15 protein-coding genes are annotated in these 15,363 nt (G+C 61.2%); 10 read left to right on the forward strand and 5 right to left on the reverse strand.

The window, feature by feature from the left end; translation table 11 throughout:
• The first annotated feature begins 5 nt into the window (after window positions 1–5).
• The 6 genes from dut (at window position 6) to K3J57_RS02345 (ending at window position 6,069) form a co-directional block, all read left to right on the forward strand.
• Window positions 6–476 carry a dUTP diphosphatase gene (gene dut, locus K3J57_RS02320; protein ID WP_259796920.1) on the forward strand — a complete coding sequence of 157 codons (471 nt, stop codon included), beginning with the start codon at window positions 6–8 and terminating at the stop codon, window positions 474–476.
• Window positions 477–529: 53 nt separating this feature from the next.
• Window positions 530–1,558, forward strand: coding sequence for a HesA/MoeB/ThiF family protein (locus tag K3J57_RS02325; RefSeq protein WP_259793803.1), 1,029 nt, complete (start codon window positions 530–532; stop codon window positions 1,556–1,558).
• The gene (locus K3J57_RS02330; RefSeq protein WP_259796922.1) at window positions 1,551–2,027 is read left to right on the forward strand and encodes a GNAT family N-acetyltransferase; all 477 of its coding nucleotides are present in this window, start codon (window positions 1,551–1,553) and stop codon (window positions 2,025–2,027) included. The genes K3J57_RS02325 and K3J57_RS02330 overlap by 8 nt, the downstream gene beginning before the upstream one ends.
• A 215-nt stretch (window positions 2,028–2,242) precedes the next feature.
• Window positions 2,243–3,034 (forward strand): transporter substrate-binding domain-containing protein, encoded by a 792-nt coding sequence (locus K3J57_RS02335; RefSeq protein WP_259778679.1) that lies wholly within the window; start codon window positions 2,243–2,245, stop codon window positions 3,032–3,034.
• A 51-nt stretch (window positions 3,035–3,085) separates the two neighbouring features.
• Window positions 3,086–3,889, forward strand: coding sequence for an amino acid ABC transporter permease (locus K3J57_RS02340; protein WP_259796925.1), 804 nt, complete (start codon window positions 3,086–3,088; stop codon window positions 3,887–3,889).
• Between the two features lie 161 nt (window positions 3,890–4,050).
• Window positions 4,051–6,069 carry a M3 family metallopeptidase gene (locus K3J57_RS02345; RefSeq protein ID WP_259796928.1) on the forward strand — a complete coding sequence of 673 codons (2,019 nt, stop codon included), beginning with the start codon at window positions 4,051–4,053 and terminating at the stop codon, window positions 6,067–6,069.
• 259 nt (window positions 6,070–6,328) lie between these two features.
• Here the strand turns inward: K3J57_RS02345 and K3J57_RS02350 are convergent, their stop codons facing one another.
• From K3J57_RS02350 to K3J57_RS02360, 3 genes are read right to left on the reverse strand one after another with little or no spacing between them, the layout of a single operon-like run.
• Window positions 6,329–7,246: a cation diffusion facilitator family transporter gene (locus K3J57_RS02350; RefSeq protein ID WP_259796930.1), complete on the reverse strand. Its 918-nt coding sequence runs from the start codon at window positions 7,244–7,246 to the stop codon at window positions 6,329–6,331.
• 59 nt (window positions 7,247–7,305) lie between these two features.
• A complete protein-coding gene (locus tag K3J57_RS02355; RefSeq protein WP_259786205.1) occupies window positions 7,306–8,295 on the reverse strand; it encodes a hypothetical protein in 990 nt (329 codons plus the stop codon).
• On the reverse strand, window positions 8,292–8,750 hold the full coding sequence (locus tag K3J57_RS02360) for an SH3 domain-containing protein (protein ID WP_259793813.1): 459 nt from the start codon (window positions 8,748–8,750) through the stop codon (window positions 8,292–8,294). The genes K3J57_RS02355 and K3J57_RS02360 overlap by 4 nt, the downstream gene beginning before the upstream one ends.
• Before the next feature lie 181 nt (window positions 8,751–8,931).
• On the opposite strand from K3J57_RS02360, the gene K3J57_RS02365 reads away from it, so the two are divergent.
• From K3J57_RS02365 to K3J57_RS02380, 4 genes are all read left to right on the forward strand, one after another.
• Window positions 8,932–9,918, forward strand: coding sequence for a 2-hydroxyacid dehydrogenase (locus K3J57_RS02365; RefSeq protein WP_259786206.1), 987 nt, complete (start codon window positions 8,932–8,934; stop codon window positions 9,916–9,918).
• Window positions 9,919–10,021: 103 nt separating this feature from the next.
• Window positions 10,022–10,531, forward strand: coding sequence for a hypothetical protein (locus tag K3J57_RS02370; protein WP_259793814.1), 510 nt, complete (start codon window positions 10,022–10,024; stop codon window positions 10,529–10,531).
• On the forward strand, window positions 10,512–11,222 hold the full coding sequence (locus tag K3J57_RS02375; RefSeq protein ID WP_259796933.1) for a hypothetical protein: 711 nt from the start codon (window positions 10,512–10,514) through the stop codon (window positions 11,220–11,222). The genes K3J57_RS02370 and K3J57_RS02375 overlap by 20 nt, the downstream gene beginning before the upstream one ends.
• Before the next feature lie 216 nt (window positions 11,223–11,438).
• Window positions 11,439–13,952: a GcvT family protein gene (locus K3J57_RS02380; protein WP_173485249.1), complete on the forward strand. Its 2,514-nt coding sequence runs from the start codon at window positions 11,439–11,441 to the stop codon at window positions 13,950–13,952.
• Between the two features lie 131 nt (window positions 13,953–14,083).
• Here the strand turns inward: K3J57_RS02380 and K3J57_RS02385 are convergent, their stop codons facing one another.
• A complete protein-coding gene (locus K3J57_RS02385; protein ID WP_173495690.1) occupies window positions 14,084–14,467 on the reverse strand; it encodes an EF-hand domain-containing protein in 384 nt (127 codons plus the stop codon).
• 184 nt (window positions 14,468–14,651) lie between these two features.
• Window positions 14,652–15,254, reverse strand: coding sequence for a DUF937 domain-containing protein (locus K3J57_RS02390; protein ID WP_259796936.1), 603 nt, complete (start codon window positions 15,252–15,254; stop codon window positions 14,652–14,654).
• Window positions 15,255–15,363: the final 109 nt, after the last annotated feature.

A 15,363-nucleotide genomic window follows, 5' to 3' on the forward strand; every position in this document is an offset into this window, starting at 1 on the left:
CGGAGATGGATCAACCTGTGGTCAGGGTGCTGTGGGAAGACTGGGCGGATCGTGGGGTCGCGCTTCCCTCTTATGAAACCGCGGGGGCGGCGGGGGCCGATATCCGTGCCAATCTGCAACCCGAAGATCGCGCGGAGGGGCTGGTGCTGGCGCCGATGGGGCGGGCCATCATCCCCACCGGGGTCCGGATGGAAATCCCAGTGGGCTATGAGTTGCAGCTGCGCCCGCGTTCGGGGCTGGCCATCAAACACGGGATTTCCCTGCCCAATACGCCGGGCACAATTGATTGTGATTATCGTGGCCCGCTTGGGGTGATCTTGATCAATTACGGCGATGTCCCCTTTGTGGTAGCGCATGGCGAACGGATTGCTCAGGCGGTGATCGCCCCGGTTCTTCAGGCGCGCTATCAGGTGGTTGAGGTGCTGAGCGAAACCGACCGTGGGGGCGGTGGGTTTGGATCGACCGGGCGGCATTGACGAAAGCCGGGGTCTGGTTGGCCAGCCGGGCGGGCGGAGCAAATGAGGGCAAGATGAGCTGGGTTCTATTCATAGCGGCGCTGATTTGGCTGGGCGGGGCCTATGTGGGTCTGTCTGTTGCGCGGCGTTGGGTCATGACGGCGCTATTGGCGCTGGTGGTTCTGCTGACCCTTCTGGTTTTGCCGGAGGGCAACATGCTGGTGCGCGCGCTGGGCGGCAGTTTTACCAGCTGGGCCGTCGGGTTTGGTCTGGTGGCGGTGATCGGTCTTTATGGGGCCGGGGTAAAGTGGTTGAAATCCCGCGCGCCCGCCGCCCCGGTGGCCGCGCAGGAGGGTCCGTTTTCGGATACGGAACTGGACCGCTATGCCCGCCATATTGTGCTGCGCGAAATCGGTGGCCCCGGCCAGGTTGCGCTGAAAAACGCGCGGGTTCTGGTGGTTGGGGCAGGGGGGCTTGGCTCTCCGATCCTGATGTATCTGGCCGCTGCCGGTGTGGGCACGATCGGAGTGATCGACGATGACGTGGTGGACAATTCCAACCTGCAGCGACAGGTGGTGCATCGTGATGCGGATATCGGCACGCCCAAGGTCTTTTCAGCCGAACGGTTCATGCGGGCGCAGAACCCTGCCATTGACGTGTTGCCCTATAATCGCCGTCTGACCGAGGACATCGCCGAAGAGCTGATTGCCGATTTTGATCTGGTGCTTGAGGGGTCCGATAATTTTGCCACCCGCTACCTTGTCAACAGCACCTGCGCCAAGCTGGGCAAGCCGATGATCGGGGGGGCGCTCAGCCAGTGGGAGGGGCAGATTTCCCTTTTTGATCCAGCCCGGGAGGCCCCCTGTTATCAATGCATATTCCCCGAAGCCCCGGCCCCCGGTCTGGCGCCGAACTGTTCGGAAGCGGGGGTGGTTGGCCCCTTGCCCGGTGTGATCGGGGCGATGATGGCGCTGGAGGCGATCAAGGAAATTGCCGGTGCGGGGGGCGGGCTACGCGGCAAGATGTTCATCTATGATGCCATGTATGCCGAAACCCGGGTGATCCGCCTGTCGAGGCGCAAGGGCTGTGCGACCTGTGGCTGAGCTGTCCCTTGCCCCCCTGACCGAGGAGGATGCGCCAGCCCTGTTCGCCTTCGAGGTGGAAAACCGCGCCTGGTTTGAAGCATGGGTTGGACCGCGCCCGCACACATATTGGGAAGTCACCTCGCTGGCGCAGGTGATCCGCGCCCAGCTGGTCGGGGATGATGCGATGTTCCTGATCCGGCGCGACGACGAGATCCTTGGCCGGTTGAACCTGACCGCGCGGGAGGGCGGCGTGGCCCAGCTGGGATACCGGGTCGGAAAGCGCCATGTGGGGCGGGGTGTGGCCAGCACCGCCGTGGCCCAGGCCCTTGAATGCGCGCGCAAACTTGGTCTCTGGGCGCTGGAGGCTCGTGTGGCGAACGACAATCCAGCCTCTCGTGGTGTGCTGGAAAAGAACGGTTTTCTCGAAACCGGACAAATCGAATTTGCCGGGCATCAGATGACGCTGTTTCGCCGGGACCTTGATTAAAGCGTTTCAGGAAAAGCCTGTGACACATGGTTGTTCCTCAACGCTTTGACCCTAACATAGGCAGGCCTGCCCGGCCCCATGGGCCTGCGGGGGAAGCAGGGGGGCAGGTTGGTTCGGGCAAGAAGAAAGGCGGGGCATGCCCCCCACTTGCCAAACTCATCCGCTTCGCCCTAGGGTCCTTGGGTTACTTTCTTTTACGATCCCGGGGGGATATCATGAAACGTCTTGCAACTGTTGGTGCCATTGCCATGGCGCTGTTTTCCACCGTATCGATGGCTGCGGACCTGCCTGACCTTGGCGGGAAGACCGTGGTGGTGGTGACCGAAAACGCCTATCCTCCGCTTCAATTTGTGGATCCGAATTCCGGCAATGCGATTGGGTGGGAATATGACGCGATGGCGGATATTGCCGAGCGGATCAATATCTCGGTGGAATATGAAAATATCTCGTGGGATGCGATGATCCCCGCCGTGTCCGAAGGGCAGTTTGACATGGGCATGACCGGCATCACCATTCGCGAAGACCGCGCCGAGAAGGTGGATTTCTCAGCCCCGTACCTGCGGTCTGAAATGATGATGATCGTGCGCGCCGATGAAGATCGGTTTACCGATGCCAAGAGCTTTGCCGCAGAGGAAGATTTCCTGATGGCCGCCCAGCCCGGCACCACGCCGTTTTACGTGGGGGTCTATGATGTTCTTGATGGCAACGAGGCCAATCCGCGGATCAAGCTGTTTGAGACCTTCGGGGCAACGGTTCAGGCGCTGAAAACCGGGGATGTGGATCTGGTCCTGTCCGACAGCACCGCCGCCAATGGGTATGTGGAGGCGTCGAACGGGGGGCTGAAGATCATTGGCGAAACGCTTGGAACCGAGGATTTCGGCTTCATCTTCCCGAAAGGCTCGGAATTGGTTGCGCCGATGAATGCGGCGATTGCGGCGATGCGTGCGGATGGCACGCTTGATGCATTGAACAAGAAGTGGTTCCTCGACTACAAGATCGGCCAATAATCATGTTTGCGGTGGGGGCTTCGGCCCCCATTTTTCCTGAGGTCGATCCCCATGGTCCCACCCCCAAAGCCGGATGAAGACTTTCCCTGGTGGCTGGTCTTTGCCGTCGGACTGTCAGGTCTGTTCCTTTTTTATATCGTCAATGACGGAATCTACCTGCAGGTGCTGCGCACCCTCGGCAAAGGGGTGGGGGTCACGGTATTTGTCACGCTGGTCGGCTTTACCTGCGCCAGTGTGATTGGCCTCGGACTTGCCGTGGCCAGCATGTCGCGCTTTCAGATCCTGCGCCAGATGGCCCGGTTTTATATCGAGATCATCCGCGGCATCCCGATCATCGTGCTGCTGCTTTACGTCGCCTTTGTCTTTGCGCCCGCGCTGGTGGCGCTGCGAAACTGGCTCGGGGACCTGGTGGGGATGGACCCGGTCCGCACCCGCGAATTTTCCCTTCTGTGGCGCGCCATCGTGGCGCTGACCATCGGGTATTCGGCATTTATCGCCGAAGTGTTTCGGGCCGGGCTTCAGGCGGTGGAAATCGGCCAGATCGAAGCGTCCAAGGCGCTGGGCCTGAATGGCTGGCAAAGGTTTCGCCATATCATCTGGCCACAGGCCTTTCGCATGATCCTGCCGCCGCTGGGCAATGATTTTGTGGCCATGGTCAAAGACAGCTCGCTTGTCTCCGTGCTCGGTGTGGCTGACATCACCCAGCTGGGCAAGGTGACGGCTGCCGGAAATTTCCGGTACTTCGAGACCTATAACGTGGTGGCCTTTGTCTATCTTCTGATGACGGTAAGCCTGTCGCTGGTGCTGCGCCGGCTGGAGAAGCGGTTACGGGCGAAGGGCGAGGTGGACACCTAGGCCTGACCGCCCAGACTGACCAGACGGGGTCCGGCAAAAGGGGCGCTGCCCCTCGCCGCCTTGCGGCTCACCCCGGGATATTTGTGGCAGGGGAATGAGCCGGGTGTTTGGGCTGGAAGTTTTGGTCGGCGACGCATAGCTTTCGGGCAAAGGAGATCCGCATGACCAATCCGTTGCTTGAAACCTGGAAAACCCCGCATGGGCTGCCTCCGTTTGATCTGATCGAGGACGCAGATTTTGAGCCCGCCTTTGAGGTCGCCCTCGCTCAGGCGCGCGCAAATATTGAGGCGATTTCCCTATCCGCAAACCCGCCCAGTTTCGTCAATACGATCGAGGCGCTGGAACGCGCGGAAGAGAAGTTGAACCGGGTTCTGGGTGTCTTTTATTCCGTGGCCGGGGCAGACAGCACGGACAAGCGCGAGGATCTGATGCGGGTGTTCGGGCCGCAGCTTGCGGCTTTCGGCTCGGAAGTGTCCTCCAACAAGGCGTTGTTTGCGCGCATTGAAGACCTGTGGGTGCGGCGCGAGAGCCTTGGCCTGAACGCCGAACAGATGCGGGTTCTGACATTGACCCGGCGTGGTTTTGTCCGGGCCGGTGCGCAGCTTGAGGGCAAAAAGGCAGAGCGGCTCAAAGAGATCATGCAGCGCCTGTCGGTGCTTGGCACCGAATTTACCCAAAACCTGTTGGCTGCCGAACGAAGCTGGTTCATGGAACTGGAAGAAGAGGATCTGGTCGGCCTGCCGGATTTCGTTGTGGCGGCGGCGCGGGCAGCCGGGGAAGAGAAGGGTTGTCAGGGGCCGGTCATCACCACCTCCCGCTCGCTGATCACACCATTCCTGGCCTTTTCCCCGCGCCGGGACCTGCGTGAAAAGGCATTTGCCGCCTGGGTGTCGCGCGGAGAAGGAGACGGGTCCGCGGACAACCGGCTGATCGCGCGTGAAACGCTTGCCCTGCGTGAAGAACGTGCGAGGCTGCTGGGCTATGACAGTTTTGCCGCGTTCAAACTGGAAACCGAAATGGCCGGTGGCCCGGAGGCGGTGCGGGACATGCTGATGGCGGTCTGGGAGCCGGCCCGGGCGGCCGCACTCGAAGATCAGGACGTCTTGACCGAACGCTTGCGGGCGGATGGGATCAATGGGCCGCTTGAAGCGTGGGACTGGCATTATTATTCCGAGGCCCGCCGCCGTGAAGAGCATGATCTGGACGAGGCAGAGCTGAAATCCTATTTCCAGCTCGAGCGTATGATCGAAGCGGCATTTGATTGTGCCAACCGGCTGTTCGGACTTGAATTTGCCGCAATGGACGCGCCGCTTTACCACCCGGATGCCCGCGCGTGGGAGGTGACGCGGGACGGGCGCCTGATGGCGGTATTCGTGGCGGATTACTTCGCGCGCGGATCAAAGCGTTCGGGCGCATGGTGTGGCGCGATGCGCAGTCAGCAGAAGCTTGCCGGGGATATCCGCCCGATCGTGACCAATGTCTGCAATTTCGCAAAACCCGCCGAAGGGCAACCCGCGCTGCTCAGCTGGGATGATGCGCGCACCCTGTTTCATGAATTTGGCCATGCGCTGCATCATATCCTGTCGGATGTGACCTATGAAAGCGTGTCGGGCACCTCGGTGGCGCGCGATTTCGTGGAACTGCCCAGCCAGCTTTTCGAACACTGGCTGGAGGTGCCCGAGGTGCTGGAACGCTTTGCGACCCACGCGCAAACAGGTGAGGTGATGCCCGCCGACCTGCTCAAACGTCTGTTGGCTGCCAGCAGCTATAACACCGGTTTCCAGACGGTCGAATATACGGCATCCGCATTGGTGGATCTCGATTTCCATGATGGGGCTGCTCCCGAGGATCCGATGGCCGCCCAGGCCGCGACGCTGGCCCGGATCGGCATGCCTGAAGCGATCCGAATGCGCCACGCGACCCCCCATTTTGCCCATGTCTTTGCAGGGGATGGCTACAGCTCGGGCTATTACAGCTATATGTGGTCCGAGGTGATGGATGCGGATGCGTTTGCAGCGTTCAAGGAGGCAGGCGGCGCGTTTGATGCCGCGACCGCAGAGAGGCTGGAGACCCATATCCTGTCCCGAGGAGGGTCCGTTGATGCCAAGGAACTCTACCTTGCCTTCAGGGGCAAGATGCCCGGGGTTGAGGCGCTTTTGAAAGGGCGTGGCCTGGTTTGAGACGGGTTTGAGACCGGATTGAAACGCGCCTGAATTTGCGTTTCGACCGCTCATTTTCTGGTCATAAATATCCCGGGGTGAGCCGCAAGGCGGCGAGGGGCAGCGCCCCTGCCGAGCGGTGCGAGGCTTCATACGTTTCGCGACAAACCTGTCTCAGGTTCAAACCGAAATGCTGGAGCCCAAGCCAGTTGGGGTGGGGCGTTCAGTTGGATGCAAGGCGTAAGGACACGGAAACCCGCCGCTACGCCCCCTTTTCCGGTCAGCGGTGGGGACCGCGAGACGGATCCTCCGGGTGTGGTTGCACCCCCACCGGGTCTTTGTGCAGCATCACGTCGCTCATCGGATAGGCGCGCAGGATCGCGCGGCGCAGGCTGGCACCAATTGCATGGGCCTCGTCCAGCGACTGCGCCCCGTCCAGTTCGATATGCATATTGACGAAAACCACCGATCCGGAGCGGCGTGTTTTCAGGTCGTGATAGCCGTGAATGCCGGGATGCGTGCGGGCAATCTCTTCAATCCCGCGCACCATGTCATCGGGCGCTGCCCGGTCCATCAACCCGTCCCAGGCGGTTTTGAAAATACGAACCGCCCCCACGGCCAGCAACAGGGCCGCGCCGATTGCGACCACGCTGTCGATGCTTTCCATGCCAAACAGCTGAGCTGCCCAAAGCGACAGGATCGCACCGATATTGGGGATAAGGTCCCCAAGGTAATGCAGGCTGTCGGCCTTGACCACGGCAGAGCCCGTGCGCGCCGCCACATGGCGTTGCCACAGGACCAGGGCGAGGGTCAGCGCAATTGAAACCCCCATCACCACCATGCCTTTGTGAAAGGCAAGGATCGGCGCAGGTTCATTTGAAATCAACCGGGCCACCGCTGCCCAGGCAATCACCCCGGCAGAGACGAGAATGAACAGGGATTGACCAAGGGCCGCCAGATCCTCGGCCGCCGTATGGCCAAATGTGTGATCTTCATCCGCCGGGCGGGCCGCATACCAGATCGCGGCCAATGCCCCCAGTGACACCATCAGATCCATCGCCGAATCCGCCAGTGACGCGGCCACGGACAGGGCGTTGGTCTCTCCCAGCGCCCAGAGCTTCAGTGCCACCAGGGTGATGGCGACCGTGCTCGATGCGATCCCTGCGGAAAGGTTCATGCGGGTGCTGTGCGTGTCCATGTCTTTGGGCTACCGCGTCAATTAAATGGTTGCAACCTTGTGCTGAGCGGTGGGCGCGATCAGCGCCACATCACCTTGTCGTAAAACCGCGCCATGAACCGTTTCACAAAGACCTCTTTGGCGGGTTCCAGCCCGTGTCGCACCAGCGCCCAGTAGAAATATTTCTCATAGGGAAAGTCGAACATGCCCAGCGTGCCGAATTCCAGCGCCTCGCGCAGGTCCCCCGCGGTTTTCGCCGTGAGCGCCGCCTGCCAGTAGGGGGATTTGGCGCAATAGATCACCGGGCATTTCTGCATCAATGCCTCAAACCCCTGTGTCGCGTTCTGGGTCACGGTCAGATCAGAGGCCTCCACCAGATCATGCACGGAGGCATCGGTCAGGCGCACGTTCTGGTAATCTTGGGTGATTGCCATGATGCGCCGCCGCTGATCCTTGCCAATGGCCGGGTCCAGCTTGACATAGACCAGCGCCTTCGGGTCGAACTCGGCCGTGATCCGGATCATGTTTTCGCTCGACAGGTAACAGCTCTGCGCGTCGTCATCCCGGCTGGCCTGACAGAACACCGTGGCCTTGGCGCCCTGCAGGCTGCCATGCATCCGCTCTTCCTGCACCGACAGTGACACGTTTTCGCGCAGCATATAGCCGGTGACCCCGTTGAAGAAATAGGTGGCGCGCTCTTCGTCGATGCTGCTGGCGTCGAATTCGCTCAGCCGCAGCGCCGACTGCCACCCCGCGCCCAGCTCGTCCAGATGCCAGAACCCCCAGACAGGGGCGCGCCACAGATGCAGGATCCGCGAACCAAACCGGGCATTGTCCCCGAGCATGATATGGGCGGCATCGGGATCGTCCAGCACCTTGGCCGCGGCCGGGCTGTCCAGCCTGACCCGCTGCACCGGGATCGAGCGCCGTGCGAACGCCTTTTGGATCTGGTCGAAAATCGGGTGTTCCTGCGCCTCAATCGAATTCATCCAGGCGGTATCTGCATGGAACACGACGCGGCGGGATCCGGTGGCGCGGGCCTTGTTGGGGTGGGTCAGAAGCTCAATCATTCGATCACCTCGTCGGGATTGACGCCCCAGATATTGGGTTTGGTGGTCCAGCCGCGAATGCCATCCGCCTGCAACCTGCACCAGATCGGCCCACATTTCTCGACCCGCGCGATGACACCGGCTTCCAGATAGGCATTGACCTGCGCGCTTTCATCCGCGCGGGAATAAAGCGGGGTCAGGTCGGTGTCGATGATCACATGCCGCACCCCGGACAGAAGCGAGTAATGCACCCAGCCGCCGACCCCGTCCCGGTCGCGTATCTGACGCCAATGGCCAAATTCCCCCACCACTTCCAGTGGCAGACCGCGATGTTTGAACACCCAGTCAATCCGGTGGCGCAGGGACGGGCCGCGCCGCACATTCCCTTCGCTCGCCTTAAGCGACACATAGCGCGGGATCGGGAGATTGGTGACTTTGCCACGCGGGATTTCATCTGCCAGCGTGCCCAGGGGCATGACGCTTATGAATGCCGAAAGCAAACCTGCAAAAAATCGCATCAGAGTTCTTTTTGTCTATTGCAGCCCCCGCTCTGCGCAATATTATTGCGCATGCGTCATCGTTGCTGCTTGTGCCTCACCTCATTTGCAGGCAGTTTGGCAGGGAGACGCGGAAAAGGGAAGTAAAGGGAGTGCCATAATGGCTGCGGAACGTCTGAGTGTTGTTGTCACGCGACGGTTGCCCGAGGTTGTCGAGACCCGGATGAAAGAACTTTTTGACGTCACGCTGCGCGACAGCGAGACCCCGATGACGCGTGCAGAGCTGGTCGAGGCCATGAAAAACTGCGACGTGCTGGTCTCCACGGTCAATGACCAGATTGACGCCAATATGCTGGCCGGAGCCGGTGAGCGCCTGCGCCTGATCGCCAATTACGGTGCCGGTGTGGATCATATTGATGTGGGCACCGCGCGTCAGCGTGGCGTTCTGGTGTCCAATACCCCCGGTGTGTCGGCGGATGACACGGCGGATATGGCGATTGCCCTGATCCTTGCGGTCACACGCCGCATCCCTGAGGGCATTCGCGAAATGGATAGCGGCAAGTGGCAGGGCTGGTCTCCGACCGCGCTTCTGGGCAACCGCATCCAGGGGCGTCGCGTGGGGATCATCGGCATGGGCCGTGTCGGTCAGGCCGTGGCGGAACGCGCCCGCGCCTTTGGCATGCAGATCCACTATCACAACCGCAGACGCCTGCATAAGGATATCGAAGCGCGATATGAGGCCACCTATTGGGAAAGCCTTGATCAGATGGTGTCGCGTATGGACGTGATTTCGGTCAACTGCCCGCACACCCCTTCGACCTTCCACCTGATGAATGCCCGCCGTCTGAAGCTGCTGAAGCCCGAAGCGGTGATCGTGAACACCTCGCGCGGCGAAGTGATCGACGAAAACGCGCTGACGCGGATGCTGCAGGCGGGTGAAATCGCGGGGGCCGGGCTCGACGTTTACGAAAACGGCGAAGAGATCAATCCGGGGCTGCGGGATCTGCCGAATGTCGTGTCTTTGCCGCACATGGCCTCGGCCACGGTTGAGGGCCGGCTGGAGATGGGGGAGAAGGTGCTGTTGAACATCAAGACCTTCGAAGATGGCCACCGCCCGCCGGACCAGGTTGTTCCGGGGATGCTGTAAGACGGGCCATGCCCCAGGCAGGTCCTGCGATCTGCGGACAAAACCCAGGGGAAAGGGGGGCGTGCCTCTTTCCCTCCCCGATTGGGGTTGCTAGGCTTTCACCATGTTTCGAGTGCTTCAACTGATCCTGATGGTCGGGTTGGCCTGCCTGTTGGCGGGCCTTTATGGCATGGTGCATAATCAGGTCAGCTACAGTGTTGGCCCGGATTATTTCCACGCGTTCAAATTCATCCAGTTCCGTATCTCGCCAGAGCTGGCCCCCCGGATCGGGGCCGCCTGGGTGGGCTGGCAGGCCAGCTGGTGGATGGGGGTGGTGATCGGACTGCCAATTGCGCTTTTGTCACTGGCCATCCCGGATGGGCGCGCCGCCTGGCGGGCCTTTGCGGGCATTGCAGTGCTGGTGGTGGTGCTGACCTTTGCGCTGGGGATGCTCAGCCTGCTGGCGGACCCGCCGATGGAGCATATTCCCCTGCCGCGCGGCACCATTGATGCGATCGGATTTGGCCGGGCCGCGATGTTGCATGACACCTCCTATCTTGCGGGAGGGTTTGGCCTCTTGGTGGGGCTGGTGTTGATGGGGCGGAAAGTCAGACATGCGCGCCGCTCTTTCTAAGACGCTGCTGTTCGGGCTGGGGCTGATCGCCGTGGTGGCGGGCTGTGCCCGTCCGCTGACCCCGAATGAGCGCGCCTTGGCGCAGGAGGTTTTTGGCGACAGTTTCGACCCGGATCCGGTGCGGGTGCGCATCGGGGTCGGCTTGGCAGCCCTGCCAGCACAGGCGCCATCCGACGGGCGCGCGGCGCGTCTGGCGGAAAAGAAGGGGCAAGATGGCGGGCGCCCTGCGCCTGTCTCAGGCAAAGATATCCCCAACGACGCCTGCGACCGGGTGGCCACCCCTGATGCGGTGGGCTGGCGGTTCCCGGCAGGGTTCGTGCTGGGCAATCAGGTGTTTTTGGTGCGCGCCGCCTATCGCCCCGACATGTTTGCGGGCTGGCCAGTGGCGCTGCCGATGGCGCAGTCGCTTCTGATGGCACATGAGCTGGTGCATGTCTGGCAGTATCAGAACCGTGCGCGGACCGGGTTCACCACGCTGAAATCCGGGGCCGAATCCTTCCGCGAAGGTGACCCGTATTACTGGCCCGACAAAGGCCACAAGACGCTGCTGGCCTTCAATTTCGAAGCGCAGGCCACGATTGTCGAAGATTACCTGTGTTACAGCCTGCTGTTGCCGGACCATCCAAAACGTGCCGAGCTGGCCGCGCTCATTGGGGACACGCTGCCCGTGACCCGAAATTTCGGCCCCTGAAGGCGCGCGTTCACCTACAGGACCTGTCGTGTTTTACCCACGGCGCGGCAAGGGCAGGGGGGCATTTGGCGGGGCGTGACGCATCGGATCGGCGCCTTATCTGGCGGACGGATTGCTTCCATGTCGCTTTTTCCCTGTTTTCGGTCGGCCAGACTTTGAGATGCAACCGGATTTGCGGCACAAATACGCAAACAGTTTTCCCAAAGGGAGTCGTCCATGAAAACTCAAGTCAAAGCGCTTGTCGTCGGCGGTGGTGCCGTTGGCACGTCGATCGCCTATCATCTGGCCAAAGCGGGCTGGGATGATGTCATGCTGATCGAGCGTGACGAGCTGACCTCCGGCTCGACCTGGCACGCAGCAGGCCTGCTGCCGCTCTTCAACATGAGCTATGCCACCACCCACATCCACGACTATTCGGTCAAGTTCTATAAGGAACTGGAAGCGGAAACCGGGCTGAATGCCGGTTTTGCCGTGGTGGGCAACCTGCGGATGGCGCAGACTGATGAGCGGATGGACGAATACCAGCTCTACGCCTCGACCGCCGACACCGTGGGCATCAACTATGAGTTCCTGACCCCGGACCAGATCAAGGAACGCTGGCCGCTGATCGAGACCTCGGACCTCAAGGGTGCGCTTTATCACACCGAAGACGGTTATATTAACCCCGCCGACGTGACCCAGGCCATGGCCAAGGGCGCCCGTCAGCGCGGTGTTGAGATCGTGCGCAAGATGCAGGCCGATGACTTCCACTGGAACGGCACCCACTGGGAAGTGACCTGCACCAAGATGGTGGAAAAAGGCGGCAACCTGATCGAGAGCGACGAGAAGGTTGTGATCACCGCTGAACACGTCGTGACCGCCTCGGGCAACCACGCCCAACGCACCGCCAAGATGCTGGGCATCAAGATGCCTGCCATCCCGGTGGAACACACCTTCATCGTGATGGACCAGGATCCCGAACTGGTGAAATGGCGCGAAGCGGGCAACCCGGAGCACCCGGTTGTGCGTGACGCCGACAACGAATCTTATGCCCGCGAAGAGCGTGGCGGCTGGATCCTCGGCATTTATGAGCGCGGCGCACCGGCCCGTTTCGAACATGGCGTGCCGGACAGCTTCCGCGCCGACCTGTTCCCGCTGGATCTGGATCGGATTGCCGACCAGTATATGGCAATGGCGGAACGCGTGCCGTCCTGTGCTGAATCGGGTCTGAAAGACGATTTCAACGGGCCGATCTGCTACACCCCCGACGGCAACCCGCTGGTCGGTCCGGCGCCGGGTCTGCGCAACATGTGGCTGGCCGAAGGCTTCTCCTTCGGGATCACCGCCGCTGGCGGCACCGGTTACTACCTCGCCCAGATGATGGTCGATGGTGAGGCCGAGATCGACATGGCGTCGCTTGACCCGAAACGCTATTCATCCAACTGGATGACCACCGAGTTTGCCGCGCGCAAGAATGAAGAATGCTACGAGCATGTCTATATTCTGCACCACCCGGACGAAGAGCGCCCGGCCTGTCGCCCGCTGCGCTGCTCGCCTGCCTATGACCGGCAAAAAGAGCGCGGTGCGCAATTTGGCTGGGTCAACGGCTGGGAACGCCCGAACTACTACGGCCCGCTGAACGCACCGGAAAACTTCGACGAAGAAAGCCGTTCGTTCCGCCGAGGGGAGTGGTGGAAATACGCCGTGGAAGAAGCCAAGGCGATCCGCGAAGGCGTCGGCCTCATCGACGCCACCGCCTTCACCAAACACGTGGTCAAAGGCCCGGGTGCCACCCAGTTCCTCGACTGGTTCACCTGTAACAAACTGCCGAAAATCGGCCGTATCAACCTGACCTATGCCCTGACCGAGGCCGGCACGACCCGCACCGAATACACCATCGTGCGCAATGGCGAGAACAACTACTACCTCGTTTCCGCCGGTGCCTGGACCGAATATGACGCCGACTTCCTGCGCAAAGCCGCAGAAGATAAAATGGAAGAGTTCGGTTACATCGAGATCCAGGACGTGACCACCCAGTGGGGCGTGTTTGCCATCGCAGGACCCAAGTCGCGTGACGTGCTGAACGAGATCATCGTGGATGCCGATCCGGCCACTGCGCTGACCAACAAACGCTTCCCGTGGCTCTCGGCCAAGCAGATCGAACTGGGTATGTGCCCGGTGAATGCGATCCGTGTGGCGTACACGGGTGAGCTGGGTTGGGAACTTCACCACCCGATCGAGATGCAGAACTATCTGTTTGATCTGCTTGAAAAAGCTGGTGAGAAACACGGCATGAAGCTGGTTGGCGCCCGTGCGCAGAACTGGCTGCGTCAGGAGAAATCCTACCGTGCGTTCGGCACCGAACTGGGCCGCGACGCGACCCCGGCCGAGGCCGACCTGCCGCGCTTCATCGACCTGGAAAAAGACTTCCACGGTAAAGAAGCGATGATCGAGAAAGGCGTGCGTTTCAAATGCTGCACCCTCTTGATCGACGGGCCGGATGATGCGGATCCGTGGGGCCGCGAGGCGCTGTTCCTCGATGGCAAGAAAGTGGGTCGTCTCACCTCGGGCGGCTACTCGGTGGCGTTTGAGAAGTCGATCGGCATGGGCTACCTGCCGCCGGAGCTTGCCGTTCCGGGCCAGAAGCTCAAGGTCAAGATCATGGGCAACCTGTGGGATGCGGAAGTGACCGTCGACAGCCCCTATGACCCGAAAAACGAAACCATCCGCAAAAACGCAGAAGGTGCGTAACCGCGATCTGGTTTGAAACTGGAAAAGCCCCGGACATGTGCCGGGGCTTTTTCTTTATGTGGCCACGGGGGCGATCAGGGCGCCGGTGAAGGAAGGTGCAGGGGCGCAGGGGGGCTGTTGTCCGGGTGTCTTTACCAGGCGTCCAATTCGTGGGCGGTGATGCTGCCATCAAGATCGGTGTCCACCCGTTTGAACCAGAGGGCAGAATTGCCCTGATATTCGGCCTTGCTGACCAGGCCATTCCCGTCAAGGTCGCTTTCCTCCCAGCTCAGGCTGGCAAGGATACGGTGCGGTTTGTCGCCAAGGGCGCTGACCTCGGGCGTGGCCTCATGCGCGGCATGGGCAAGGGTCAGGCGGGCAAACTCCTCTGCCGTCAGAGCCCGGTCACCATCCATGTCAAATTTCAGGAAGTCCGCCGTGCGCGCCGAGGCGAGTTCCTTGAGGCTCACCGACTGGCTGCCATCCGTGTCAAACTGGGCAAAGAAATGACGCACCATGGCCGAAGGCTCTGCCATGGCGGCACCGGTTGCTAGGCTGATGATGGCAAGGGTCGGGGGGAGAAGAAAGAAGTGGCGCATGGGGTCCTCTGCGGTGGGGTGTCCTGTTGCCTGCCTGTCATTCCCGCCCCGGTTTCGCAAGCAAACACCCTGGTTATGCGGCGCTTTGTCACCGCATAACCCCTTAACATGTATAGGGAAATCAGCCCTGAATCTTCTCCAGAATGTCGTCCACCACCGATCCGTCGCCATCTGCGTCAAGAAAAGAAGTCAACAGATCCAGAGCCGGACCGGATTTGGGGGCATCGTCCGCCGGCTTGCCCAGAACCCCGCTGACCAGTGACATCAACCCACCCGTGCCGGTCCGCTCAGGCATCATGGTGGAGAGCGTCTCGTCCGGCATGGTTTTCTGCAACCCGCCCTGGGCCATCGCCGCGAGCGCCGGCAGGAACGCGGCAATCTGGTCAAGCTCGATCCCGGTGCTGTGGGCTGCTTGTCTGGCAAGGTTTTTGGTGCCTTTGTCGCCCAGAATGCCGGTCAGGAACTGTGCGCCCTGCGCCTGGCCCTGCGCGCTTGCGGCAAGGCTTGCATCCTCATATAGAGCGGCCTGTTCTTGCCCCTGCAACGCGCCGATCACACCGGACAGGCCGCCGTTTTCAACCTGTGCCTTGGTGGCCTGACCAAGCTGTGGGGCCAGCATCTCGGTCAGCTGGGTGGCCTGTGCCGGATCCAGACCAATCTGTTCGGCCAGCACCGACAGGCCCTGACCGTTCTGGGCTTGTTGCAAAAGATGTAAAAGGGACATGGGGGTCCTCCGCCCTGAAATGGTTACATTTTGCCTTTCTTCACGGATCCCTGGCCGGGCACAAGGGGAAAGCTTGCGAAACCCTCCCCGGTTTGAAACTGTGGCAGCA

Source organism: Aliiroseovarius crassostreae (genome assembly GCF_025137635.1).
GTDB classification, from domain to species: Bacteria; Pseudomonadota; Alphaproteobacteria; order Rhodobacterales; family Rhodobacteraceae; genus Aliiroseovarius; species Aliiroseovarius crassostreae.